This window comes from Paenirhodobacter hankyongi (genome assembly GCF_003664585.1).
GTDB lineage: Bacteria > Pseudomonadota > Alphaproteobacteria > Rhodobacterales > Rhodobacteraceae > Rhodobacter > Rhodobacter hankyongi.
Window position 1 is genome coordinate 109,283 of sequence record NZ_RCHI01000008.1, and the last position, 22,632, is coordinate 131,914.

General features: G+C 72.0%; 24 protein-coding genes and 1 riboswitch. Of the genes, 8 read left to right on the top strand and 16 right to left on the bottom strand.

The features are described 5' to 3' along the window. Position 1 precedes the first annotated feature (1 nt). From DYS74_RS10540 to DYS74_RS10560, 5 genes are read right to left on the bottom strand one after another with little or no spacing between them, the layout of a single operon-like run. Positions 2 to 631 carry a precorrin-8X methylmutase gene (locus tag DYS74_RS10540; RefSeq protein ID WP_121533595.1) on the bottom strand — a complete coding sequence of 210 codons (630 nt, stop codon included), beginning with the start codon at positions 629 to 631 and terminating at the stop codon, positions 2 to 4. Further along, a complete protein-coding gene (gene cobG / locus DYS74_RS10545) occupies positions 631 to 1,767 on the bottom strand; it encodes a precorrin-3B synthase (RefSeq protein WP_121533597.1) in 1,137 nt (378 codons plus the stop codon). The genes DYS74_RS10540 and cobG overlap by 1 nt, the downstream gene beginning before the upstream one ends. Next, entirely contained in the window at positions 1,764 to 5,003 is a 3,240-nt protein-coding gene (gene cobN, locus DYS74_RS10550; RefSeq protein WP_121533599.1) for a cobaltochelatase subunit CobN, read from the bottom strand. Before cobN ends, cobG begins: the two co-directional genes overlap by 4 nt. Further along, a complete protein-coding gene (gene cobW / locus DYS74_RS10555) occupies positions 5,003 to 6,046 on the bottom strand; it encodes a cobalamin biosynthesis protein CobW (RefSeq protein WP_121533601.1) in 1,044 nt (347 codons plus the stop codon). Before cobW ends, cobN begins: the two co-directional genes overlap by 1 nt. 2 nt (positions 6,047 to 6,048) lie before the next feature. Continuing rightward, the gene (locus DYS74_RS10560) at positions 6,049 to 6,402 is read right to left on the bottom strand and encodes a DUF1636 family protein (RefSeq protein ID WP_113899917.1); all 354 of its coding nucleotides are present in this window, start codon (positions 6,400 to 6,402) and stop codon (positions 6,049 to 6,051) included. A 99-nt stretch (positions 6,403 to 6,501) separates the two neighbouring features. Next, positions 6,502 to 6,706, bottom strand: a riboswitch (cobalamin riboswitch). Positions 6,707 to 6,745: 39 nt separating this feature from the next. Here DYS74_RS10560 and cobO point away from each other — a divergent pair. Next, positions 6,746 to 7,366, top strand: coding sequence for a cob(I)yrinic acid a,c-diamide adenosyltransferase (gene cobO, locus DYS74_RS10565; RefSeq protein WP_121533603.1), 621 nt, complete (start codon positions 6,746 to 6,748; stop codon positions 7,364 to 7,366). A 268-nt stretch (positions 7,367 to 7,634) separates the two neighbouring features. Next, complete coding sequence (locus DYS74_RS10570; RefSeq protein WP_121533605.1) at positions 7,635 to 9,080, top strand: cobyric acid synthase; 1,446 nt, start codon at positions 7,635 to 7,637, stop codon at positions 9,078 to 9,080. On the opposite strand, the gene cobD is transcribed toward DYS74_RS10570, so the two are convergent. From cobD to DYS74_RS10590, 4 genes are read right to left on the bottom strand one after another with little or no spacing between them, the layout of a single operon-like run. Continuing rightward, positions 9,077 to 10,036, bottom strand: a complete 960-nt coding sequence (gene cobD / locus DYS74_RS10575) for a threonine-phosphate decarboxylase CobD (protein ID WP_121533607.1) — start codon at positions 10,034 to 10,036, stop codon at positions 9,077 to 9,079. The genes DYS74_RS10570 and cobD overlap by 4 nt on opposite strands. After that, positions 10,036 to 10,974, bottom strand: coding sequence for an adenosylcobinamide-phosphate synthase CbiB (gene cbiB, locus DYS74_RS10580; protein ID WP_121533609.1), 939 nt, complete (start codon positions 10,972 to 10,974; stop codon positions 10,036 to 10,038). The genes cobD and cbiB overlap by 1 nt, the downstream gene beginning before the upstream one ends. Continuing rightward, positions 10,971 to 11,765, bottom strand: a complete 795-nt coding sequence (locus DYS74_RS10585; RefSeq protein WP_183077505.1) for a propanediol utilization protein — start codon at positions 11,763 to 11,765, stop codon at positions 10,971 to 10,973. The genes cbiB and DYS74_RS10585 overlap by 4 nt, the downstream gene beginning before the upstream one ends. Beyond that, on the bottom strand, positions 11,762 to 12,337 hold the full coding sequence (locus DYS74_RS10590; RefSeq protein ID WP_121533611.1) for a histidine phosphatase family protein: 576 nt from the start codon (positions 12,335 to 12,337) through the stop codon (positions 11,762 to 11,764). The genes DYS74_RS10585 and DYS74_RS10590 overlap by 4 nt, the downstream gene beginning before the upstream one ends. Positions 12,338 to 12,403: 66 nt before the next feature. Here DYS74_RS10590 and cobU point away from each other — a divergent pair, with 66 nt between their 5' ends. The 3 genes from cobU to cobS are packed head-to-tail and all read left to right on the top strand — an operon-like array spanning position 12,404 to position 14,654. Continuing rightward, positions 12,404 to 12,907 (top strand): bifunctional adenosylcobinamide kinase/adenosylcobinamide-phosphate guanylyltransferase, encoded by a 504-nt coding sequence (cobU, locus tag DYS74_RS10595; RefSeq protein WP_113899923.1) that lies wholly within the window; start codon positions 12,404 to 12,406, stop codon positions 12,905 to 12,907. Continuing rightward, complete coding sequence (gene cobT, locus DYS74_RS10600) at positions 12,904 to 13,911, top strand: nicotinate-nucleotide--dimethylbenzimidazole phosphoribosyltransferase (protein ID WP_121533613.1); 1,008 nt, start codon at positions 12,904 to 12,906, stop codon at positions 13,909 to 13,911. The genes cobU and cobT overlap by 4 nt, the downstream gene beginning before the upstream one ends. Continuing rightward, positions 13,908 to 14,654, top strand: coding sequence for an adenosylcobinamide-GDP ribazoletransferase (cobS, locus tag DYS74_RS10605; RefSeq protein WP_183077506.1), 747 nt, complete (start codon positions 13,908 to 13,910; stop codon positions 14,652 to 14,654). Before cobT ends, cobS begins: the two co-directional genes overlap by 4 nt. On the opposite strand, the gene DYS74_RS10610 is transcribed toward cobS, so the two are convergent. The 6 genes from DYS74_RS10610 to DYS74_RS10635 all read right to left on the bottom strand — a co-directional run bounded on the left by DYS74_RS10610 (position 14,642) and on the right by DYS74_RS10635 (position 19,337). Further along, on the bottom strand, positions 14,642 to 15,100 hold the full coding sequence (locus DYS74_RS10610) for an Lrp/AsnC family transcriptional regulator (protein ID WP_121533617.1): 459 nt from the start codon (positions 15,098 to 15,100) through the stop codon (positions 14,642 to 14,644). The two genes, cobS and DYS74_RS10610, sit on opposite strands and share 13 nt — an antisense overlap. A 10-nt stretch (positions 15,101 to 15,110) precedes the next feature. After that, on the bottom strand, positions 15,111 to 15,830 hold the full coding sequence (locus DYS74_RS10615; protein WP_121533619.1) for a sulfate/molybdate ABC transporter ATP-binding protein: 720 nt from the start codon (positions 15,828 to 15,830) through the stop codon (positions 15,111 to 15,113). A 12-nt stretch (positions 15,831 to 15,842) separates the two neighbouring features. Then, positions 15,843 to 16,727 (bottom strand): sulfate ABC transporter permease subunit CysW, encoded by an 885-nt coding sequence (gene cysW, locus DYS74_RS10620; protein WP_121533621.1) that lies wholly within the window; start codon positions 16,725 to 16,727, stop codon positions 15,843 to 15,845. Continuing rightward, complete coding sequence (cysT, locus tag DYS74_RS10625) at positions 16,720 to 17,550, bottom strand: sulfate ABC transporter permease subunit CysT (protein ID WP_121533623.1); 831 nt, start codon at positions 17,548 to 17,550, stop codon at positions 16,720 to 16,722. The genes cysW and cysT overlap by 8 nt, the downstream gene beginning before the upstream one ends. Before the next feature lie 7 nt (positions 17,551 to 17,557). Next, a complete protein-coding gene (locus DYS74_RS10630) occupies positions 17,558 to 18,685 on the bottom strand; it encodes a sulfate ABC transporter substrate-binding protein (RefSeq protein WP_121533625.1) in 1,128 nt (375 codons plus the stop codon). Between the two features lie 187 nt (positions 18,686 to 18,872). Then, positions 18,873 to 19,337 (bottom strand): RrF2 family transcriptional regulator, encoded by a 465-nt coding sequence (locus DYS74_RS10635; protein ID WP_121533627.1) that lies wholly within the window; start codon positions 19,335 to 19,337, stop codon positions 18,873 to 18,875. A gap of 198 nt (positions 19,338 to 19,535) precedes the next feature. Here DYS74_RS10635 and DYS74_RS10640 point away from each other — a divergent pair, with 198 nt between their 5' ends. Both DYS74_RS10640 and DYS74_RS10645 read left to right on the top strand, forming a co-directional pair. Next, complete coding sequence (locus tag DYS74_RS10640; protein WP_121533629.1) at positions 19,536 to 19,808, top strand: hypothetical protein; 273 nt, start codon at positions 19,536 to 19,538, stop codon at positions 19,806 to 19,808. A gap of 9 nt (positions 19,809 to 19,817) precedes the next feature. Beyond that, positions 19,818 to 20,264, top strand: a complete 447-nt coding sequence (locus DYS74_RS10645) for a hypothetical protein (protein WP_121533631.1) — start codon at positions 19,818 to 19,820, stop codon at positions 20,262 to 20,264. Here DYS74_RS10645 and DYS74_RS10650 read toward each other — a convergent pair. Next, on the bottom strand, positions 20,236 to 21,321 hold the full coding sequence (locus tag DYS74_RS10650) for an AI-2E family transporter (protein WP_121533633.1): 1,086 nt from the start codon (positions 21,319 to 21,321) through the stop codon (positions 20,236 to 20,238). The genes DYS74_RS10645 and DYS74_RS10650 overlap by 29 nt on opposite strands. Before the next feature lie 287 nt (positions 21,322 to 21,608). Here DYS74_RS10650 and DYS74_RS10655 point away from each other — a divergent pair, with 287 nt between their 5' ends. Beyond that, positions 21,609 to 22,631, top strand: coding sequence for an HlyD family secretion protein (locus DYS74_RS10655; RefSeq protein ID WP_121533635.1), 1,023 nt, complete (start codon positions 21,609 to 21,611; stop codon positions 22,629 to 22,631). Position 22,632 lies beyond the last annotated feature (1 nt).

Genomic DNA, 22,632 nt, shown 5'->3' on the forward strand with positions numbered 1-22,632 from the left:
TTCATTCCTTCCGGCTGGCGAGGGCATTCACCGCGGCGACGGTGATCGCGGAACCGCCAAGCCGCCCCTCGACGATCAGGCAGGGCACCGGCGCCGCGGCGATCAGCGCGGCCTTCGATTCCGCCGCCCCGACGAAGCCCACCGGACAGCCGATGATCGCCGCCGGCCGCGGGCAGGTCGGGTCCTCGAGCATGTTCAGCAGGTGAAAGAGCGCCGTCGGCGCATTGCCGATCGCCACCACCGCGCCGCCCAGATGCGGCCGCCACAATTCCAGCGCCGCGGCCGAGCGGGTGTTGCCCATCTCGCGCGCCAGATCCGGCACCGCCGGGTCATGCAGCGCGCAGAGCACGTCATTCGCGGCGGGCAGGCGGGCGCGGGTGATGCCCTCGCTCACCATCCGCGCATCGCACAGGATCGGCGCGCCGGCCTGAAGCGCGGCGCGCGCCGCCGCCGCCATGCCGGGGGTGAAGCGCACCGCGCGCTCCAGCCCGACCATCCCCGCGGCATGGATCATCCGCACCACGACGGGTTCCTCGTCGGGGGTGAAGCGGGCAAGGTCGGCCTCGGCGCGGATCATCGCGAAGGATTGCGCATAGATCTTCGCGCCGTCCTTTTCGTAGTCATAGGGCATCAGGAAAACTCCGGCAGGGAGGGGATCTCGGCCGCGCTCAGGGCACGGCGGCAGGGGGTGTCCGCGGCGCGGCCACGGGCGATCAGGTCAAAGCCCGCGGGCGTCGCGGTCAGCGTCAGCGCGGCCGGCGCCGGATGGGCGCAGCCCTTGGCACAGCCCGAGACATGCAGCACCGCCCCGGGCGGCAGCTGCGGTGCCAGCGTGCGGGCGAGCGCCCGGGTCTCGGCCAGGGCCTGCGGACAGCCCGGCGCGCCGGTGCAGGCATAAACGCGCAAAAGCGGCTCGGCCGGGTCGGTGATCAGGCCCGGCAGCTCGGGCAGGCGCGAAAGCCCCTCGATCAGCAGCATCCGCCAGGGCGTCAGGCGCAGCGCGCCAAGGCCGGCGAGCGTTGCCAGAAGATCGGCCCGCATCTGACCGAAGGGAAAGGCCACGAGCGCGCCGGCAGGGCACAGGCCCGGCCCGGGCGGGGCGCAGGCCGGCGCCGGGGCCAGCCGCGGCGCCAGCGCGCCCTCGGGCCGCGCGCCCCGCGCGGTCAGCGCCGCCATCCGGCCGCGGCCGTCCGTCACACCACCCGCCGCCACGAACCAGCGGGCAAGCGCGATCGCCGCGGCGGGGGCTTCGGCCGCGGTCACCGGCGCGCCCGCGGCCAGCCCCTCGGCGCGCAGGATCAGCCCGCCATCCCGGGCGCGCTCCAGCCGGATATCGGCGGGCGTGCCTTGCAGCACCGGCGCCGCGCCGGTGTCGACGGCAAAGCCGAACTTGCCGGGCAGCAGGGGCGCCTCGGAAAGCGCCCCGGCCAGCGCCGCCGCGAGCGCGTCGGTCGCGGCATCGGCAAAGGGGGTGACCAGGATGTTGCGCCGGGTCTCGGCCGCGACATCGTCGTCAATGAGCCCCGCCCCGCGCAAGGCCGCGATCAGCGGCGCGTGGCTCTCCGCCGTCACCCCGCGCAGCTGCACATGCGCCCGGCCCGAGAGGTCGATGATGCCGCTGCCGAAGCGCCGCGCCGCCTCGGCCACACGCGCCGCGGCGTCGGCGCTCAGCCGCCCGCCCGGCGGGCGCAGCCGCACCACCAGCCCGTCGCCAGAGGCCATCGGGCGCAGCGCGCCCGGGCACCAGCCCTGCACCGTGAAACTCATCGCAGATCCTCCAATGCCGCGGCGATCGCATTGCGCCGACTGTGCCACAGCCCCGCCTCGGCCAGCCGCCGGAACAGGTCGCGCAGCGCGGCAAGCGCGCCCGGGTTTTCCGCCGCCATGAAATCGGTCACCTCGGGCCGGCCAAGGGTCGCCTCGAAGTAAAGGTCGAAGAGATGCGCCGGCACCGCGTCTGCAAGCTGCGCGAAGGCGGCCAGGTGATCGGCCGTCGCCGCGATCTCGGCCGCGCCGCGAAAGCCGTGGCGCATCATCCCCGCCGCCCAGTCCGGATTCGCGGCACGCGCACGCACGACCCGGGCGATCTCCTCGGTCAGGCTGCGGGCGCGGGGGCGGGCGGGATCGGTGGTGTCGAGGTGGTAAAGCGCCGGCGCCGGCGCCCCGAGCCGCGCCATCGCCGCGGCAAAGCCCGCCTCGTGGCCGGCGTAATCGACGGCAAGCAGCAGGTCGCTTTCGGGCAGATCCTGCGCATGGACGAAGGCATCCGCCCCGGCAAGCCGGGTCTCGAGCGCCGCACGTTCGGGCCGCACCGCGCCATCCGCCCCGATCGCATGGGCCGAGGCCGCAAGCCAGGCCTCGCCCGCCGCCGCCCGCGCCTCGGGCGTCAGCGCCGCAGTGACATCGCCCATGCCCAGCCCGTATTGCCCCGGCCGCGGCCCGAAGACGCGCGGGATGCGGGCGGTATAGGGGTTGTCCTCGGGCGCCTCCTCGCGCCCCGCGAGCGCCGCGGCGCCGGTCTCGAAAAGCTGCGCGAGGGCCGGAAAGATGTCGCGAAAGAGGCCCGAGACCCGCAAGGTCACGTCGATCCGCGGCCGGCCCAGAAGCGCCGCCGCGATCACCTCGACCCCGGTCACCCGGCCCGATTGCGCGTCCCAGACCGGTTTCAGCCCGGCCAGCTGCAGCGCCATGGCGAAATCCTCGCCCGCGGTGCGCATCGTGGCCGAGCCCCAGAGATCGACGACCAGACCCCGGGGCCAGTCGCCGTGGTCCTGCAGGTGGCGGCGCAAGAGCTCCTCGGCGTGCGTCACCCCCTGCGCATGGGCGGCGGGCGTCGGCACCGCGCGCGGATCGACGGAAAACAGGTTCCGCCCGGTCGGCAGCACGTCCGAACGCCCCCGCGCCGGACTGCCCGAGGGGCCGGGCGCCACCCGCCGGCCGGCGAGCGCCGCGATCAGCCCCGCGCGCTCGGCCGCGCCACAGGCGCCCCGGCCGAAGACATGAAGCCCGTCGCCGAAGCGGCTTTCCTTCAGGTCGCAGACGAAGCGGTCGATGCGGGTGATCGCCTCGGCGGGGCTGGCGCCCGCAGACAGGGCGAGGTCCTCGGCCACCCCGCTTGCCGCCGCCGCGTCGCGGATCGCGCCGATCAGCCGGTCGCGCCGCGCCGGGTCGAGCCCGTCGGCGGTCGAATATTCGTCAAGCAGCGCCTCGAGCCCGGCCAGCCGCTCGGGCAGTGCGGCTTCGGTCAGCGGCGGCGGCAGGTGGCCAAGCGTGACCGCCCCCAGCCGGCGCTTGGCCTGCGCGGCCTCGCCCGGGTCGTTGACGATGAAGGGGTAAATGACCGGCAGCGGGCCCAGCAGCACCTCGGGCCAGCACGCCGCCGAGAGCGCCACCGCCTTGCCCGGCAGCCATTCGAGCGTGCCATGCGCCCCCATGTGCACGAGCGCCTGCAGCCCCTGCGCCCGCAGCCACAGGTAGAAGGCGACATAGCCGTGCCGCGGCACCCGGGCGAGGTCGTGATAGTCGGCCTCGCGCGCCGTGACCTCGCCACGTTCGGGCTGCAGCGCCAGCAGGATCTTGCCCCGGCGCAACGCGGCGAAGTGGAAGGCGCCATCGTGGCAGGCGGGGTCCTCCGCCGGCGCGCCCCAGGCGGCGGCCAGATCGTCGCGCAACACTGCGGGCAAGGCGGCAAGCGCCGCCTGATATTCCGCCAGCGGCCAGCTCATCCGCTCGGTCGCCAGCGCTTCGGCCCCCGGCCCCGGTGCGATGTCATAGCCCTCGGCCGAAAGGTCATCGAGCAGCGCCCCGGTCGAGGCAAGCGCATCGAGGCCCACGGCATGGGCCATCTGCCAGCTCCGCCCCGGATAGGTCGACAGCACCACGGCCACCGCCCGCGCCGGGGCCGGGGTGGTGGCCAGCCGGTGCCAGGCCGCAACCCGCGCCACCAGTGCGGCGATCCGGTCGGGCTCGGGCGCGTGGATCAGGCGGGCGTGTTCCAGCACCGCGTCGCGCGCGGCCGGCGCCTTGAACGAGACGACGCCGGCAAAGATCCGGCCATCGACCTCGGGCAGCACCACGTGCATCGCCAGATCGGCGGGCGAGAGGCCACGCTCGGCCGCGGCCCAGTCGGCGCGGGCGGCGGTCGACAGCGCGCCCTGGAAGACCGGCACATCAAGCCCGTCAAAGGGTGTGCGCCCCGCCGCGCCCTGCGCCGAAAAGGCGGTGAGGTTGACCACCGCGACCGGCGGCGCCGCGGCCAGATGCGGGGCGAGCCAGTCGGCAAAGCCCGGCGCCTTGAGCGAGGGCGCAAAGCAGGCCGTGGCCTGAAACCCCGCCGCGCGGAGGGCCTCGATCAGCGCCGCGACCGGCGCCATGTCGGCCGCCGCCAGCCAGGCGCGGTAACAGGGCACAAGCACCCGCGGCCCCGCGCCCACAGGCGCGGGGGTCACCCCCGCCTCGGGCGTCCAGAAGCCGAATTCGGGGAGCGCCGCCGGCGCATCGGGCGCGGGCGCGGGCAGGCCCGCGGCGCGGGCCAGGTGGCACAGCGCGGCGCGCGCGGCCTCGGCTCCGCCCGCATCGCACAGCGCGGCAAGGGTGGCGAGCGTCTCCGCGGGCAGGGTCGAGGCCTCGGCCAGCCGCGGATCGGGCCGGCCATCGGCAGGCAGAACGGCCAGCGCCATGCCCCGCCGCCGCGCCAGATCCTGCACCGAGGCAAGGCCATAGGGCCAATAGCCCTCGCCGCCGATCAGCCGGATCAGCACCGCCTTCGCCCCCCCGAGCGTGCGCTCGAGATAGGTGTCGACCGAGACCGGGTGGCGCAGCGCCGCCAAGGGGGCAAGCCGCAAGGGCGGCAATGCCCCCGCCGCCGCATGCCAGCCCTCCGCGAAAGCACCGAGATCCGAATCCGAGAAGGACAGCACCACCAGATCCGCGGGCGATTGCCCCAGATCGGTCGGCACTTCGGTCTCCTCGAGCCCGTGGCTTTCGCGGAAGACGACATGCATCAGGCGGCGGCCTCGCTCAGCGCGGCGCGGATCGCCCCGGCGTCGACATCGGCGCGTTCGGCGATCACCACGAGGGCCGAACGGCGCGGATCGGCGCCCCAGGGCCGGTCGAACTGCCGCCGCACCCGCGCGCCGACCGCCTGCACCAGAAGCCGCATCGGCTTGCCGGTGACCGCGACATGGCCCTTCACCCGCAGGATGTTGCGCTCGGCCGCCAGCCGCTCGATCGCGGCGACAAGGCGCTCGGGATCGGCGACCTCGGGCAGCTCGATCACCACCGTGTCGAAATCGTCATGCTCGTGATCGCCGTGGTCATCGTGATGCGAGGGGCGCGCAGCAAGGTCGTCCTCGGCCGCGGCGGCAAGGCCCAGCACCACGGCCGGATCGATCGCGCCCTCGACCATCGGCAGGATCGGCAGCGGCCGCGGCGCCTCGGCCTCGATCGCGGCGCGGGCGGCGGCAAGCCCCGCCTCGCCGGCGAGATCGGCCTTCGACAACAGCACGATATCGGCGCAGGCGATCTGGTCCTCGAACACCTCGGACAGCGGCGTCTCGTGGTCGATGCTGTCATCGGCGGCGCGCTGCGCATCGACCGCGGCCAGATCCGGGGCAAAGCGCCCGGCCGCCACCGCCTCGGCATCGGCGACCGCGATCACCCCGTCGACGGTGATGCGCGAACGGATCGCCGGCCAGTCGAAGGCCTTGAGCAGCGGCTTCGGCAGGGCAAGGCCCGAGGTCTCGATCAGGATGTGGTCGGGGCGGACGGGCTGGGCCAGAAGCGCCTCGATCGTCGGGATGAATTCGTCGGCGACGGTGCAGCAGATGCAGCCGTTCGCCAGTTCGACGATATTGTCGAGCGGACAGCTCTCGTCGGCGCAGGCGCGCAGGATGTCACCGTCGACGCCCACGGTGCCGAATTCGTTCACCAGGATCGCCAGGCGCCGGCCCTGCGGGTTCGCCATCAGATGGCGGATGAGCGTGGTCTTGCCGGCACCGAGAAAGCCGGTGATCACGGTGACGGGGATCTTGGTCAGGTCGGTCATGGTCACTCCTGCGGGGGGATGCGGGCAAGGCTCTGCTTGCGGAAGATCTCGGGGCGCGCGCGCCAGGGCACGAGCCCGTCGGCGCTGGCGGCATAGAGCGCGGCGCCGGAGAGGATCTCGGCGGCGTTTTCGGGGCTCAGGCGGCCGTAGACATAGCTCCACTTGCCCGGCGCGCTCAGCGCCACGGCACAGCCCTGCGCACAGGCCGAGAGGCATTCGACGCCCCGGATGCGCAGCCCCTCGGGGCAGCGGCCCGCGGCCAGTGCGGCCAGCAGCGCGGCACCGGGGCGCGCGCCCTCGCCGGGGTCCTCGCCCGCCCTGCGGCAGGTGGTGCAGACATGAAGTGTCGCGGTCATCGCCCGTCCTTCCAGTTCGCGGAAAGGGGGCTGGCCAAGGGATCGACGGGCACACGGGGGCGACCGGCAATCCACCCGGTCGCGGCACACCCCGTCCGCCCGTAATCGTCAGCGCTGGCAGGTCTCCCGGCTTGCGGATCCAGGGTTTCCCCAACGGGCGCCCACCTTCCCGGCCAAAGGCCAGTGGCTTGGGCGACCTTTCCGGTCACGGTCGCGGGGGCGGCTGCGCTTGAGGCCCGGCAAGGCCCTATCGCATTCCCTCTTCGCCTGTCGTAGGACAGGAACCAACGCGCGGCCACCAGAGGCCCGGGCGCGCGATTTGTCAAGCCGAAGGAGAGCCGCGATGACGCCCGAGACCGAAGCCGACGCCGCCCGCCACGCCGCGAAGATGGCCAGGAAGAAGGCCGCGCGCGACCGGATGATGGCGACGAAGACCGGCGAGAAGGGGCTGATCATCGTCCATACCGGGCCGGGCAAGGGCAAAAGCTCGTCGGGCTTCGGGATGATCCTGCGCGCCATTGCGCATGAGATGCCCTGCGCCGTGGTGCAGTTCATCAAGGGCAGCTGGGACACTGGCGAGCGGCGCCTGATCACCACCCATTTCGGCGATCTGTGCCGCTTCGTCGCCTCGGGCGAGGGCTTCACCTGGGAAACCCAGGACCGCGAGCGCGACATCGCCGCCGCCCGCGCCGGCTGGGACAAGGCCAAGGCGCTGATCCGCGACCCCGAGATCCGCATGGTGCTGCTCGACGAGATCAACATCGCGCTGCGCTATGGCTATCTCGACCTCGACGAGGTCCTGGCCTTCCTGCGCGACGAGAAGCCCGAGATGACCCATGTCATCCTGACCGGCCGCAACGCCGCCGAGGCGCTGGTCGAGGCGGCCGACCTGGTGACCGAGATGACGCTGGTCAAGCACCCGTTCCGCGCCGGCATCAAGGCCCAGCCGGGCGTCGAGTTCTGAGCCCGGACCGGGGGCCAGCCCCCGGACCCCCGAGGTATTTTCGGCAAGATGAAAGCAGGGAAGGCTTAAGAATGATGTGCCACGCTGACGGGGCGGTACAGGGAGAGGTCCCGATGACCGCGCAAGGTGAAAGCGCCGCGTCTCCCCCGCCCTGCCGGCCCGAGGCGCGGCGCGGCATTACTGAAACCGCCCTGCCCTTTCATCTTGCCCCAAATACCTCCGCCGGAGGCTCCCGCACTCTCGGCCGCGCGACGGCGGGAGGCCGGGGATGACGGCGCTGATGATCCAGGGCACGGGCTCGAACGTCGGCAAGTCGATGCTGGTCGCGGGGCTGTGCCGGGCGGCGCGGCGGCGCGGGCTGAGTGTCGCCCCCTTCAAGCCGCAGAACATGTCGAACAACGCGGCCGTCACTGCGGACGGCGGCGAGATCGGCCGGGCGCAGGCGCTTCAGGCGCGGGCGGCGGGGCTTCTGCCCGTCACCGACATGAACCCGGTGCTGCTGAAGCCCGAAAGCGAGACCGGGGCGCAGGTCATCGTGCAGGGGCGGCGGCGCGCCGTCACCGGGGCGCGCGATTATGCCACCTTCCGCGCCGGGCTGATGGGGGCGGTACTTGAAAGCTTCGGCCGGCTCTCGGCGGCGCATGACCTTGTCCTTGTCGAGGGCGCGGGCAGCCCGGCCGAGGTGAACCTGCGCGCGAACGACATCGCCAACATGGGCTTTGCACGCGCGGCCGGGGTGCCGGTGGTGCTCGCCGGCGACATCGACCGCGGCGGAGTGATCGCGCAGATCGTCGGCACCCAGGCGGTGCTGGACCCGGCCGACGCGGCGCTGGTGCGCGGCTTTCTGGTGAACAAGTTCCGCGGCGACCCAAGGCTCTTCGACGACGGCTATCGCTTCATCGAGACGCGCACCGGCTGGCCCGGTTTCGGCGTGCTGCCCTGGTTCTCCGCGGCGCATCGGCTGCCCGCCGAGGATGCGCTCGACCTGGCCTCGGGCCCGGCCTCGGGCGGGGTGAAGATCGCCTGCCTCACCTTCTCGCGGATCGCGAATTTCGACGATCTCGACCCGCTCGCGGCCGAGCCGGGGGTCGAGCTGGTGATGGTGCGCGCGGGCGAGCCGATCCCGGGCGATGCGCGGCTGGTGATCCTGCCCGGCACGAAATCGACGCGCGGCGATCTCGCCTTCCTGCGCGCGCAGGGCTGGGACATCGACCTCGCCGCCCATCTGCGCCGCGGCGGCGCTGTGCTGGGCATCTGCGGCGGCTATCAGATGCTGGGCCGCGTGATCGCCGATCCCGAGGGGATCGAGGGGCCGGCGGGCGAAAGCCCCGGGCTGGGCCTTCTCGACGTGACCACGGTGATGACGCCAGAGAAGCGGTTGAGCCGGGTCTCGGCGCGTCATGCGGGCACGGGGCTGGCGGTCGAAGGCTATGAAATCCACATCGGCCGCACCGAGGGGCCGGACCGCGCCCGCCCCTTTGCCGATATTGCCGGCGCGGCGGAGGGCGCGATCTCGGCCGACGGGCGGGTGAGCGGCAGCTATCTGCACGGGCTCTTTGCCGCAGACGACTTCCGCGCGGCCTTCCTCGGCGGGCTGGGCATCGCCGCCTCGGGGCGCGGGCACGAGGCCGGGGTCGAGGCGGCGCTCGAGGCGCTCGCCGATCACGTCGAGGCGCATCTCGACGTGGGCGGGCTTTTCGCCCTCGCGCGCTAGCGGGCGAGGGCTGCGCTCAGGCGGCCCCATTCCGCCGCGCCGCCCGGCAGGCCAAGGCGCAGCCAGGTGGGTGACCAGGGGAAGATCCGCGACCAGATCCGTTCGCGGGCAAGGCCCTCCTGCGCCGCCGGCGCATCGGGGGTGGCATAGGTGCGAAACAGCGCCGTGCCGCCGACGAGCGACCAGCCCGCGCACTGCGCCAGCGCATCGAGGCGGAGGGCCTCGGCCTCGAGCCGGGCGATGGTCGCGGCGCGCCAGGGCGCATCGGCAAGCGCGATCCGGCCGATCTCGAGCGCGGGGCCCGAGACCGGCCAGGGCCCGGCCGCGGCCTCGAGCGCAGCGACCGTCGCGGCATCGGCGAAGACAAAACCAAGGCGCACCCCGGCAAGGCCCCAGAACTTGCCGAAGGAGCGCAGCACCGTCAGCCCATCGGTGCCGGCATGGGCGGCAACCGACAGCCCCGGCACCGGGTCGGCAAAGCTTTCGTCGACCACCAGCCGACCGACGGCGCCCGACAGCGCCAGCAGATCGGCGGGCGCGTGGGTCTGGCCATCGGGGTTGTTCGGGTTGACGACCACGGCCAGATCGGCACCGGCAAGGTCCGTCAGCCGCGCCACCTCCTCGACCTGCCAGCCGGCGGCGCGCAGCTGCGCGGCATGCTCGTTATAGGTCGGCGCCAGCACCCGGGCGCGGCCGGGCGGGCCAAGGCGCGGCAACATCTGGATTGCCGCCTGCGCGCCGGCCAGTGCCACCCCGGGAGCAGCCGTGCCGAAGGCCGCCTGCGCGGCGGCAAGCAGCGCGGCCTTCGCCGGCGCCGTGGGCAGCGCCGTCCAGGCCTCGGGCGGCAGCGGCGGCAGCGGATAGGGCTCGCGGTTGATGCCGGTCGAGAGGTCGATCCAGTCGGTGCCGCCAAAGCGCGCCCGCGCCGCATCCAGATTGCCACCGTGATCGCGCATCAGATCCCCCAGACTGCCGCCGCCGCGATGAGAAGCCCGAGCCCCGCCATCGCCCGGCGGTAAAGCGCAAGGCCGCGGGCAAGGTCAAGCGGCGCCGGATCGGGGGCGGTGCCGTTCAGCCAGGGCTCGGCCGCGACGGTGGTGCCATAGATCCGCGGCCCGGACAGCCGCACGCCAAGCGCCCCGGCAAGCGCCGCCTCGGGCCAGCCGGCATTGGGCGAGCGATGCGCGCGGGCGTCGCGCGCCATCACCGCAAGCGCGCGGCCCGGCGTGCGCGAGACCAAAGCGAAGACCACCCCGGTCAGCCGCGCCGGGATCAGGTTCGCGACATCGTCGATGCGCGCCGCGGCCCAGCCGAAGGCCTCGTGCCGCGCGGTGCGGTGGCCGATCATCGAATCGAGCGTGTTGATCGCCTTGTAGGCGGCAATCCCCGGCAGCCCCGCCACCACGCCCCAGAAGAGCGGCGCGGTGATCCCGTCCGAGCTGTTCTCGGCCAGGCTTTCCAGCGCCGCGCGGGCAACGCCCGCCTCGTCGAGCGCCGCGGGATCGCGGCCGACGATCATCGACACCGCCTGCCGCGCCGCGCCAAGGTCACCGGCGACGAGCGGCCGGGCGACCGCGGCGACATGGTCGTGCATCGAGCGGATCGCGACCAGCGGCCAGGCCAGCACGCCGCCGATCACGATGCCGAGCGGCCCCGCCGGCAGCAGCGCCTGTGCGACCGCCCCCGCCCCCGCCGCAAGGGCGATGGTGAGAAGCGCCGCAAGGACACCACGCGCTCGCCGTGCCGTGCCCTCGCGGTTCAGCCGGCGGTCAAGCGTCGCGATCAGCGCGCCAAGCCAGGTGACCGGGTGGCCGATGCGGCGAAACAGCGCGTCGGGCCAGCCGAACGCCAGGTCGATCGCGCAGGCAACCAGCATCATCGCGGCAAAACTCATCTCTCTCCTCCGGTGAAGCGGCGGATGCCGGTAAGGCCCGCGGCGCGCAGCACCGCCCCTGCGCCCGCGGGCAGAGTGCCCGGCACGAAGAGGAAGGCACGGGCGGCGCCGGTATGGGCGATCGCGTACCCGGCGGCGCCAAGCGCGCGGGCGATCTCGGCCGTGGGATCGCCCACGGGCCCGCGCAGCGCAAGGGTGCGGCGCGCGCTTTCGCTGGCGAGTGCCGCCAGGGTGGGCAGATCGCCGCCCCGGGCCCAGAGCCGGGCGAGATCGGCGATGTCGGGGAACCCCGCGTCACGCGGCTCGGTCCGGCGCGGCGGGCCCCAGAAACCGCCGATTGCATGGAACCGCGGCAGCGCCGGCAGGTGCGCCACCGTCCGCCCCTCGCGCGAGGCCCACAGATGCCGCGCGGGAGACGCGAACATCAGCGGGTCCGAGGCGCCCTCGGCCGCGACGCAGGCGCGGGCGAGCCCCTCGGGCGGGCCCTGCCAGCCCGCAAGCCGGGCAAGGGCGACGAGGGACGCCGTCGAAACCCCGGTGCCCATGCCGGGCGGGGCGAGCGGGCGCAACGCCACGCGGCCGGGCAGCGGCAGGCCAAGCCGGGCGAGCAGCGCGCGCACCTGCCCCGACGGCGGTCCGCCATGCAGCATCAGCCCCAGCCCGCCGCTGGCCTGCGCCACGACACCGAGCGACGGGCAGGGCAGCGTAATCAGCGCCACCGGCCCGTCGGGGCCAAGCCGGCCCTGCAGGAACTCGCCGAAATGGCCCGGGACGTGCAGGCTTGCCCTCATCCGCAGACCCGGTTCACGCCGGCCACCGACCAGCCGCCGCCGGGCAGCGCCAGCAGCCGGGTGAGCGACAGCGGCGCCACCTGAAAGGCGAGCGCGCCCGGCACCGATCCGGTGGCGAGCGCCAGCGCCGCCCGCACGATGCCGGCATGGGCGACGACGGCCACCCGCCCCTCGCCCGCGGCCAGCGCCGCAATCGCCGGGGTGGCGCGAGCACACAGATCGGCAAAGCTTTCGCCGCGCGGCGGGCGGTGCGCGGCGAGTTCAGACGCAGAGAGCGTGCCGATGTCGGGCAGATCGGCGAAGGGCAGGCCTTCCCAGTCGCCGAAATCCTGCTCCCACAGCCGCGGGTCGGTCTCGGGCTCCAGACCGGGCCAGAGCGCCGCCGCGGTCTGCCGGCAACGCAGCGCGGGCGAGGCGACGACGCGCAGCGCCCCCAGCTCGGCGCGCAGCGCGGCAAGCGTGCCCACGTCGGGCAGATCGGCCGGCACATCGCGGCGGCCGGCCAGACAGCCGCCATGGCGCGCGGGCGCATGACGGATGAAGACCAGCTCGCGCATCCCCTCGGCGGACATCTCGCATTTCTCCTTTCGCGGCTGCGCCGTTTCTGCTTTGAAGCCGGGCGGGGGACAAGAGAAACCATGAGCCAGACCATTCTGATCACCGGCGGCGTGCGTTCGGGCAAGAGCGCGATCGCCGAGGGCCGCACCCTCGGCTTCGGCACGCCGGCCGTCTACATCGCCACCGCGCAGGCCTTCGACGGCGAGATGGAAACCCGGATCGCGGCGCATCAGGCCCGGCGCGGCGCCGAGTGGCGGACGGTGCAGGAGCCGCTCGACCTTGTCGGCGCGCTGGCCGCGACCGATGGCGCGCCGCGGCTGGTCGATTGCCTGACGCTGTGGCTGACGAACCAGATGCTGGGCGGGCACGACTGGCAGGCGGCGGGGCGCGATCTGTGCGCGGCGCTCGCCCGGCAGACCTCGCCGGTGGTTCTGGTGACGAACGAGGTCGGACTGGGCATCGTGCCCGAGAACCGGCTTGCCCGCGAGTTCCGCGATGCCGCGGGGCTTCTCAACCAATGGGTCGCGGCCGTGGCGGACGAGGTGATCTTCGCCGTGGCCGGCCTGCCGATGAAGGTGAAATGATGACATTCCAATCGCTTGCCGAAATCGCCGCACTGGCGGACACGCTGCCGGCCGTGGACGAGGGCGCCCGCGCCGCAGCCCTTGCGCGGCAAAACAGCCTGACCAAGCCGCCGGGGTCGCTCGGTCGGCTCGAGGATCTGGCGATCTTCATGGCGGGCTGGCGCGGCACCGACCGGCCGCGCATCGCCAAGGCGCAGGCGGTGATCTTTGCCGGCAACCACGGCATCTGCGCGCAGGGGGTGAACCCCTATCCGCAGGACGTGACGAAGCAGATGGTGGCGAATTTCGAGGCCGGCGGCGCCTCGATCAACCAGCTGTGCCGGGTCAACGGGGCCGAGCTGAGCGTCGTCGCGCTCGATCTCGATCATCCCACCGCCGATTTCACCCAGGGCCCGGCGATGACCGAGGCCGAGACGCTTGATGCGATGAACCGCGGCGCGGCGGCGGTCGATCCCACGGCCGATGTGCTGATCCTCGGCGAGATGGGCATCGGCAATTCGACGATCGCGGCGGCGCTCGCCTCGGCGCTCTTCGGCGCGACGCCGGCCGACTGGGTCGGGCCCGGCACCGGCTCGGACGATGCGGGGATCAGGCGCAAGATCGCGGCGATCGAGGCGGGGCTGCGGCTCCATGGCGGCAAGGACGCGATGACGACGCTCGCGCGCCTTGGCGGGCGCGAGCAGGCGGCGATCTGCGGCGCGGTGCTGGCGGCGCGGGCGGCGCGGATTCCGGTGATTCTCGACGGCTTCATCTGCACCGCGGCGGCGGCGACGCTCTATGCCGCCGACCCGCGGTTGCTTGACCATTGCCTCGTCGGCCATGCCTCGGCCGAGCCCGGGCACCGGCGGCTGCTGGCCGCGCTCGGCAAGACGGCGGTGGTCGAATTCGACATGCGCCTTGGCGAGGGCTCGGGCGCGGCGCTTGCGCTTGGCATCCTGCGTGCCGCGCTCGAATGCCACAACGGCATGGCGACCTTCGGCGAGGCGGGGGTCAGCGAGGCATGATCCGCGCCCGCGTCGCCGAGGCACAGCTGGCGCTGATGCTGCTGACGCGGCTGCCGGCCGGGCGGCTGCCCGAGCCCGCGCCGGCGATCGGCGCGGCGGCCTGGGCCTTTCCGCTGGCGGGGCTCGCCGTCGGGCTGGTCGCGGCGGCGGTGCTGGCCGTGGCCGGCGCGCTTGGCCTGCCGCCGATGCTGGCGGCGGGGCTTGCGCTTGCGTCGATGGTCGTGACCACCGGCGGTCTGCACGAGGACGGGCTCGCCGATGTCGCCGATGGCTTCTGGGGCGGGCGCGAGCGGGCGCGGCGGCTCGAGATCATGCGCGACAGCCGGATCGGCTCCTATGGCACGCTCGCGCTGATCCTGTCGCTTGGCCTGCGCTGGCAGGCGCTGGCGGCGCTGACTGCGGCGGGGCACGGAGTCGCGGCGCTGATCGTCACGGCCGGGGCCGCGCGCGTCGCGCCCGTGGTGCTGATGGCGGCGCTGCCGCCCGCGCGCGCCGATGGCATGGGCCATCTGGCCCGCGGCGTGCCGGGCGAGGCGGTGGGGACGGCGCTGCTGATCGGGCTGGCCATCCTGGTGCTGGTCCCGGGCACCGCGCTGGCCCTGCTGGCCGCGGCGCTGGCCACGCTCGGCGTCGGCCTGCTTGCCCGCGCGAAGATCGGCGGGCAGAGCGGCGACGTTCTGGGCACCGGCGAGCAGATGGCCGAGATCGCCCTTCTTCTGGCGCTGGTCGCTCAGCTCGGCTGAGGCGGCAGGCTCGGCCGGCTCAGCAGCCGCTCCATCACGAAGCGCGAGGAAACAGCGCGCATCGGCACGGCCTCGGTCAGGCGCCGGTAGAGCGCGTCATAGCTTGCCATGTCGGCGGTGACGACGCGCAGCAGGTAATCGGCCGCGCCGCCAAGCCGCAGCACCTCCATCACCTCGGGGATCGGCTCGAGCGCCGCCAGAAAGGCCGCGCGCCACGCCGGCGTATGGTCGAGCGCGATCACCTCGACATAGACGGTGAGCCCGAGACCGAGCGCCTCGGGCGCCACCCGGATCGTGCGGCCGGCGATGACGCCGGCCTCTTCGAGCTTGTGCACCCGCCGCCAGCACGGGCTTTGCGACAGGCCGACGCGGTCGGCAAGCTCGGCGATCGGCAGGGCGGCGTTGATCTGCAACTCGCGCAGGATGCGGCGGTCGATCGCGTCCATCTGCCCCTCCTCAGGCGGTCAGGAACTCGCGCACGAAGGCCGAGGCGGGACGCGCGCGCAGATCGGCCGGGCGGCCCACCTGCTCGATCCGGCCCATCGACATCACCACCACGAGGTCGGACAGCTCCATCGCCTCTTCCTGATCGTGGGTGACGAAGATCGTGGTCAGCCCGGTGGTGTCGTGGATCTCGCGCAGGCCGTGGCGCAGTTCCTTGCGGACCTTGGCGTCAAGCGCCCCGAAGGGCTCGTCCAGCAGCAGCATCCGCGGCTCGATCGCCAGCGCGCGCGCCAGGGCCACGCGCTGCCGCTGCCCGCCCGACAGCTGCGCCGGATAGCGCCCGCCGATCTCGGGCAGACGGATCAGCTCGAGGAGTTTCGTCACCCGCCGCGCGATCTCCTCCTTCTCCGGGCGCAGCGCGCGCGGCCGCGCCTTCAGCCCGTAGGCGATGTTCTCGAACACCGTCATGTGGCGGAAGAGCGCATAGTTCTGGAACACGAAGCCCGCGCGGCGCTCCTGGATCGTCATCCCCGTCGCGTCCTGCCCGTCGAAGAGCACGCGGCCGGATTCGGGAAACTCGAGCCCGCCGAGGATGCGCAGCAGCGTCGTCTTGCCCGAGCCCGAGGGGCCGAGCAGCGCGACCAGCGCCCCCGAGGGGATCGACAGCGACACCGGTTGCAGCGCAGCGGTGCGGCCGAAGGTCTTGGCGATCTCGTCGATCTCGATATGCATGGCAGGCTCCTTTCAGGCGCGGCGGTTGGCCGACAGCGCATCGGCATGACGCCATTCGAGCGCGGTCTTGAGGGCGAGGGTGAAGAGCGCCAGCACGGCGAGCAGCCCTGCAAGCGAGAAGGCGGCGACGGTGAGATACTCGTTGTAGAGCATCTCGATCGCGATCGGGATCGTGGCGGTGACGCCGCGGATCTTGCCAGACACGACGGCGACGGCGCCGAACTCGCCCATGGCGCGGGCGGTGGCGAGCAGCACGCCATACATCAGCGCCCAGCGGATATTGGGCAGCGTCACGGTGAAGAACATCCGCCAGCCCGAGGCGCCGAGGCTGAGCGCGGCCTCTTCCTCGGTGCGGCCCTGCTCGACCATCACCGGCAGGATCTCGCGCGCGACGAAGGGGAAGGTGACGAAGACGGTGGCCAGCACGATCCCCGGCAGGGCGAAGACGACGGGCATCCCCTGCCCCACCAGCCAGCCGCCCAGCGTGGTATTCGCGCCGAAAAGCAGCACGAGGCAGAGCCCCGCCACCACCGGCGAGACCGAGAACGGCAGGTCGATGAGGGTGATGACCACCGCCTTGCCGGGAAAGTCGAAGCGCGCGATCGCCCAGCCGGCAGCCAGGCCGAAGACGGCGGTCAGCGGCACCGACAGCGCCGTGACCAGCAGCGTCAGCCGGATCGCGGCCTGTGCCTCGGGCTCGGCCAGCGCGGTCAGGGCGGCGCCGGCGCCCTGCGACAGCGCCTCGCCGAAGACGGTGACGAGGGGGGCGAAGAGCAGCACCGCCAGCAGCGCGAGCACAAGGCCGATCAGGGCACGGCGCAGGAACGCCGGCTCCTCGGTCGCGGCACGGAAACGGCGCGCCGGGCGGGGCGGGGCAAGATGGGCGGCGTCAGACATGACCGATCCTCCGGCGGCTCCAGACCTGGACCGCGTTGATGAGCAGAAGCATGGCGAAGGAAATGCCGAGCATGGCGATGCCGATCGCGGCGGCGCCGTCGACGTCGAACTCCTCGAGCCGGATGACAATGAGGAGCGGCGCGATCTCGGTCTTCATCGGCAGGTTGCCGGCGATGAAGATGACCGAGCCGTATTCGCCCACCCCCCGCGCCAGCGCGAGGGCAAAGCCGGTGAGCGCGGCGGGCATCAGCACCGGCGCCACCACCCGGCGCAGCGTCGTCAGCCGCGAGGCGCCGAGCGTCGCCGAGGCCTCCTCGACCTCGCGGTCGACCTCGGCGATCACCGGCTGCACGGTGCGCACGACGAAGGGCAGACCGACGAAGACCAGTGCCACCAGAATGCCCGGGGGCGCATAGGCGATGCGCAGCCCGGCCTCGGCCGCGATCTGGCCGAAGACGCCGTTCGGCGCATAAAGGGCGGTGAGCGCGATGCCCGCGACCGCCGTCGGCAGGGCGAAGGGCAGGTCGATCGCGGCGTCGATCAGGCGCCGGCCGGGGAAGCGGTAGCGCACCAGCACCCAGGCCACGAGCACGCCGAAGACGAGGTTGAAGGCTGCGGCGATCAGCGCCGAGCGGAAGGAGAGCAGGAGCGCCGAGCGCACCCGCTCGCCCGAGATCGCGGTGGCCAGATCGGTCAGCCCCATTCCCGCGCCGCGCACGAGCAGCGCGCCGATGGGCAGAAGCACGATCAGGCTCAGCAGGCTGAGCACCAGCCCCGCGCTGAGCGCGAAGCCGGGCATCGGGGATTTCGCGACGATGCGCATGACGGCCTCACTTCGCGGTATAGATCTGGTCGAAGGTGCCGCCGTCGCCGAAGTGCTCGGGCTGTGCCTTGGCCCAGCCGCCAAAGTCCTCGATCGTCACCAGATGCAGCGGGGCGAAGCGGGCGGCATCCTCGGGCGCGGCCTTCGAGCTGTCCCAGGCGCGGTAGAAGTGCTTGAGCGCGAGCGCCTGCGCCTCGGGGCTGTAGAGGTGCTCGAGATAGGCATTGGCCAGGTCGCGCTGTGCATCGGTCTTGATGTTGGCGTCGACCACCGCGACCGGCGGCTCGGCCAGGATCGAGACCGAAGGCACGACGATGTCGAAGGAATCTTCGCCAAGCTGCTTCTCGGCCAGCCAGGCCTCGTTCTCCCAGGCCAGCAGCACATCGCCGATGCCGCGCTGCGCGAAGGTCGTGGTCGCGCCGCGCGCGCCGGTATCAAGCACCGGGACATGGCGGAAGAGATCGCCGACGAAGGTCTTCGGGTCCTGCCCGTTCTTCTCGGCCCAGGCCCAGGCGGCCAGGTAGTTCCAGCGCGCCCCGCCCGAGGTCTTCGGATTCGGGGTGATGACCTCGACGCCGTCCTTCACCAGGTCGCCCCAGTCGTGGATGCCCTTCGGATTGCCCTCGCGCACCAGGAAGACGATGGTCGAGGTGTAGGGTGAGGAGTTGTGCGGCAGACGCCCCTGCCAATCGGCCGGCAGCTTGCCCGCCGCGGCGATCTTGTCGATGTCGGAGGCGAGCGCGAGGGTCACGACCTGCGCATCAAGCCCGTCGATCACCGCCCGCGCCTGCGCGCCCGAGCCGCCATGCGAGACCTCGACCTTCGCCGCCTCGTGCCCCTGGGCAACCCACCAGTCGGAGAACAGCTTGTCGTAATCGCGGTAGAACTCACGGGTCGGATCGTAGCTGACGTTGAGCAGAGTCTCGGCCGCCTGCGTCGGATGGGGCGCGGCAGCAAGGGCCGCCAGCGCCAGCGCCAGCGCGGTGATGGTCGTGCGCGCCGCCCGCACCAGGTTCACCGGAAAGCCGGTGAGGGTCTCGCGGCCGGTGGTGATGGTGACGCGCCCGTCGGGATGCGCCTCGACAAGCTGGCCCTGTGCGCTGAGTCGGCCGGCGAACTGGATCGTCCTGAACATGCTTCCCTCCTGTCGTGCTGGGCTCCTGGCCCCTTCACGCTTATCACGACAGAGATTGTCGTTATTTGCAACGGAAAAAACTCGGCTTATTTCATCGAGATTTTGGAAATTTATTCCCCGGCGCAAAAAGACAGGCCCGGACTGCAAGGGCAGCCCGGGCGCAATGGTCTTTCAGCGGTTTGGCGGATCAGCCCGGCGGCAGCGGCTGCGCCAGGATCTTCTGCGCCATCGGCGTGGCGTGCAGCATGTCCTCGAGCGTGAGCGATTCGATCAGCACGAGATAGGACCAGTAGAGTTCGGCAAAGACGCGCCGGATCCGGCAGCTTTCCTCGTCGGAACAGTCGTCGCAGCGCTGGTAGGCCTTGCGCGAGAGGCAGGGCAAGGGCGCGATCGGCCCGTCGATCATCCGCAACAGATCGGAAATCGGCACCTGCGCCGGCTCCTTGATCAGTGTGTAGCCGCCCGAACGGCCGCGGGTCGAGGCGATGAAGCCGCCATTGCGCAGCTCGAGCAGGATGTGTTCGAGAAAGCGCTTCGGCGCGCCCGATCGCGTCGCGATCTCTTCGATGCGCAGCGCCTTGCCCTCGGCGGCCTTCTCGTCGCCCAGCACCATCAGCGCCTTCAGCGCATATTTCATCTTCTGCGTGATCATGCGCCTTGATAGCCCAGCCCCGCCGGCCCCGCAACAAAATCGACCGATCGGGTCGGGTTTTCCCGCCCCGCGGGAACAGGCCCGGCCCGGCTCGCGTTCGCCCTGCGGGGCGGACCGAAACGACGCAGGGTCTTGCCGAACGGGCATTTCCGGCGCTTGATCGGGACCGAGCCCCGGAACCGGAGAAGGGAGCAGACGATGAGCCTCAAGGACGAAATTGCCCAGCTGCGTGCGGAATTTGACGCCCATGTCGCCACTCAGGCGGCCACGGCCCGCAAGGCGGCCGAGGCGGTGCGCGACACCACCGGCGAGATCGGCGACAGCGCGCGGATGGAGGCGCTGATGGAAACCATCGGCGACACGCTTGACGACATGTCGGGCGAGATCGAGAAATTCCCGAAGCTGACGGCCCTTGCCGCGCTTGGCGTCGGGCTGGCGCTTGGCGTGGTGATCGGGCGCCAGCTGCGCTGAGGAGGGATCATGACCGGATTCGAATCGACGAAGTTCTATGCCCGCGTCGCATTGATGCGGCGCCGGCTGTTGCTGAAGCAGATGATCCGCCGCGCGCTTGCGGGCACCCTCGCCGTGGCGGCGCTGATCGTCGCGGCGGGCTTCGCCACCCGCACACTCTATCTGGCACTGGTGCCGTCGCTGGGCGAACTTGGTGCCACCGGTGTGCTGGCGGGCGGCTACCTGATTGTCGCCATCGGGCTGCTGCTCTACGCGCTGAGCGAGCCCGGCTCGGCCGAGATGACGGCGCTGACCGAGATGGAGGAGATCGCCCGCGCCCGCGCACTGTCGGAGACGCAAGGCACCGTCGCCGGCGTCGAGGGCCGGATCGAATCGCTTGGCAGCTCGATCTCGATCGGGCTCGGTCTGCTGGGCATGCTGCGCCGGATCATGGCCCGGAAGAAGGCGGCGGAGTAAGCCCGCCGTCCGAGCTGCGGTCGTGCATGTAGAGCGCCCAGACCGCGACGAAGAGCGCCGCGATCAGCGGGCCGACGACGAAGCCGTTCACCCCGACGAGCGTCAGCCCGCCCACGGTCGAGATCAGCACCAGGTAATCGGGCAGCCGGGTACCCTTGCCGACCAGCGGCGGGCGCAGGAAGTTGTCGATCAGGCTGATGACCAGCATGCCGACCAGCATCAGCGCAACGCCGCGCATCACCTGGCCCGAAATCAGCAGGTAAAGCGCCACCGGCAGCCACACGAGGCTCGCCCCCACCGCCGGCACCAGCGACAGCACCGCCATCAGCACCCCCCAGAGCAGCGCCGCACCGATATCGAGCGCGGCGAAGGCCAGCCCGCCAATCGTGCCCTGGATCAGCGCAATGATGATGTTTCCCTTCACCGTAGCGCGCATCACCGCCTCGAATTCCTCGATCAGCTTCTCGGTATGACGGTCGCTGAGCGGGCTTGCGCGGCGGATCGTGGCGGCGAGTGCCGGCCCGTCGCGGAACAGGAAGAACAGCAGATAGAGCATCACGCCGAAGCTGACGAAAAGCTGCGCCGTGCCCTGGGTGATGGTGAAGGCGCGGGTGGCGATGGTCTGGCTCGCGGTCTCGAGAAAGCTGGTGACACCGGACTGGACATCGCCGAAATCGCCAAGATTCAGCGCCGAAAGCGCCCGCCGCGCCGCCGGTGGCAGCGCCGCGCGCACCTGGTCGAGCAGCGCCGCGGGATCGAATTCGCGGCTGCTGATCGAGGTGGTAAGCGCCGAGGCCTCGCGCGCCAGCGCCCCGAGAATCACCACCCCCGGGATCACCACGATGCAGATGCAGGCGGCGACGCTGACCAGCGCCGCCAGCGACCGACGCCCGCCGAAGCGGCGCTCGAGCCAGACCTGCAGCGGCCGGAACAGCAGCGCCAGGATCACCGCCCAGAGCACCGAACCATACCAGGGCAGCACCAGCCAGATGAAGGCGACGGAGACCAGCACGACCAGGGCGAAGAAGCTGGCATTCGGCGAGGGGGATCTGAACATCGGGCGGAGCTCCGCAGGGATCACGACGGGGGCAAGGCCCCGACGGCGGCAGCATATCGCAGCGCGCCGGCCAAGAACACGCGGATTGCCGCCGCGGTTCCCCAGGGCCTTAAACATCTTGTCAATAAATTGAAAAACATCGGATTTTGCCGCGACGGAACAGCGCGCAGAACGCACCCCCGCGTTGACAGGGGCCGGCTTTCGCGGCAGCCTGAGCGCAACCGCAATGCCGGCGTCCCGCCGGCCGGCCCCGCCTCCCCGGGGCGCGTTCCGCAAGGAGGTCGTGCATGATCCGTGCAAAACAGGTGTCGCTGGCCCGGGCCGTTCTCGTCTGCGCCTGCCTCAGCGTCACCCTGCCCGGCCCGGCGCTGGCCGGCGGGTTTTTCGATGGTCTGCTGGTCAGGCTCGGCCTGCGCGAGGCCGAGACGGCGATCGCCAGCTCGAACGGCCGGATCGAGGCGCAAAGCGTCGATGTCGCACCGAAATACGCCGGCCGGATCACCGAGGTCGACGTGCACGAGGGCCAGATCGTCGAGGCCGGCGAGGTGATCGCGAAGATCGACGACCGCTCCTATCAGGCGCAGTTGCTGGCCGCCGAAGCCTCGGTGCTGCAGGCGAAGGCGGCGAAGGAACAGGCACAGGCCGCGGTGACGCAGGCGCAAAGCGCGCTCTCGGTCGCGCAGACCACCTATGACCGCACCGTCACCCTGCATGCCGAGGGCCACGCCGCGCAAAGCGTGCTGGATGACGTGACGAACGCGCTTGAAACCGCGAAGGCGGCGCTTGCCGCGGCGCAGGCGCAGGTCTCGAACGGGGACGCGCTGATCGCAGCGGCAGAGGCCAGCGTCGAGCAGGTCAAGGTGGCGATCGACGATCTGACGGTGCGCGCGCCGCTGCGCGGGCGGGTCGAATACCGGCTGCACGAACCGGGCGAGGTGATCGCCGCGGGCACGCCGGTGGCGACGCTGCTCGATCTGACCGACGTCTACATGAACCTCTATCTGCCGGCGACGGTGGTCGGCACGCTGGCCACCAATGATGAGGCGCGGATGATCCTCGACCCGATCCCGCAATATGTGGTGCCGGCGAAGATCACCTTCATCGCCCCCGAGGCGCAGTTCACGCCGAAGAGCGTCGAGACGCAGGAAGAGCGCGAGCAGCTGGTGTTCCGCGTCAAGCTGACGATCCCGAAGGAGCTCCTCGAGAAGTTCGAAGAGCAGGTGAAGGTCGGCGTGCGCGGCATCGGCTATGTCCGCACCAGCCCCGAGGCCGAGTGGCCGGCGAACCTTCAAGTCAAGCTGCCGCAATAGG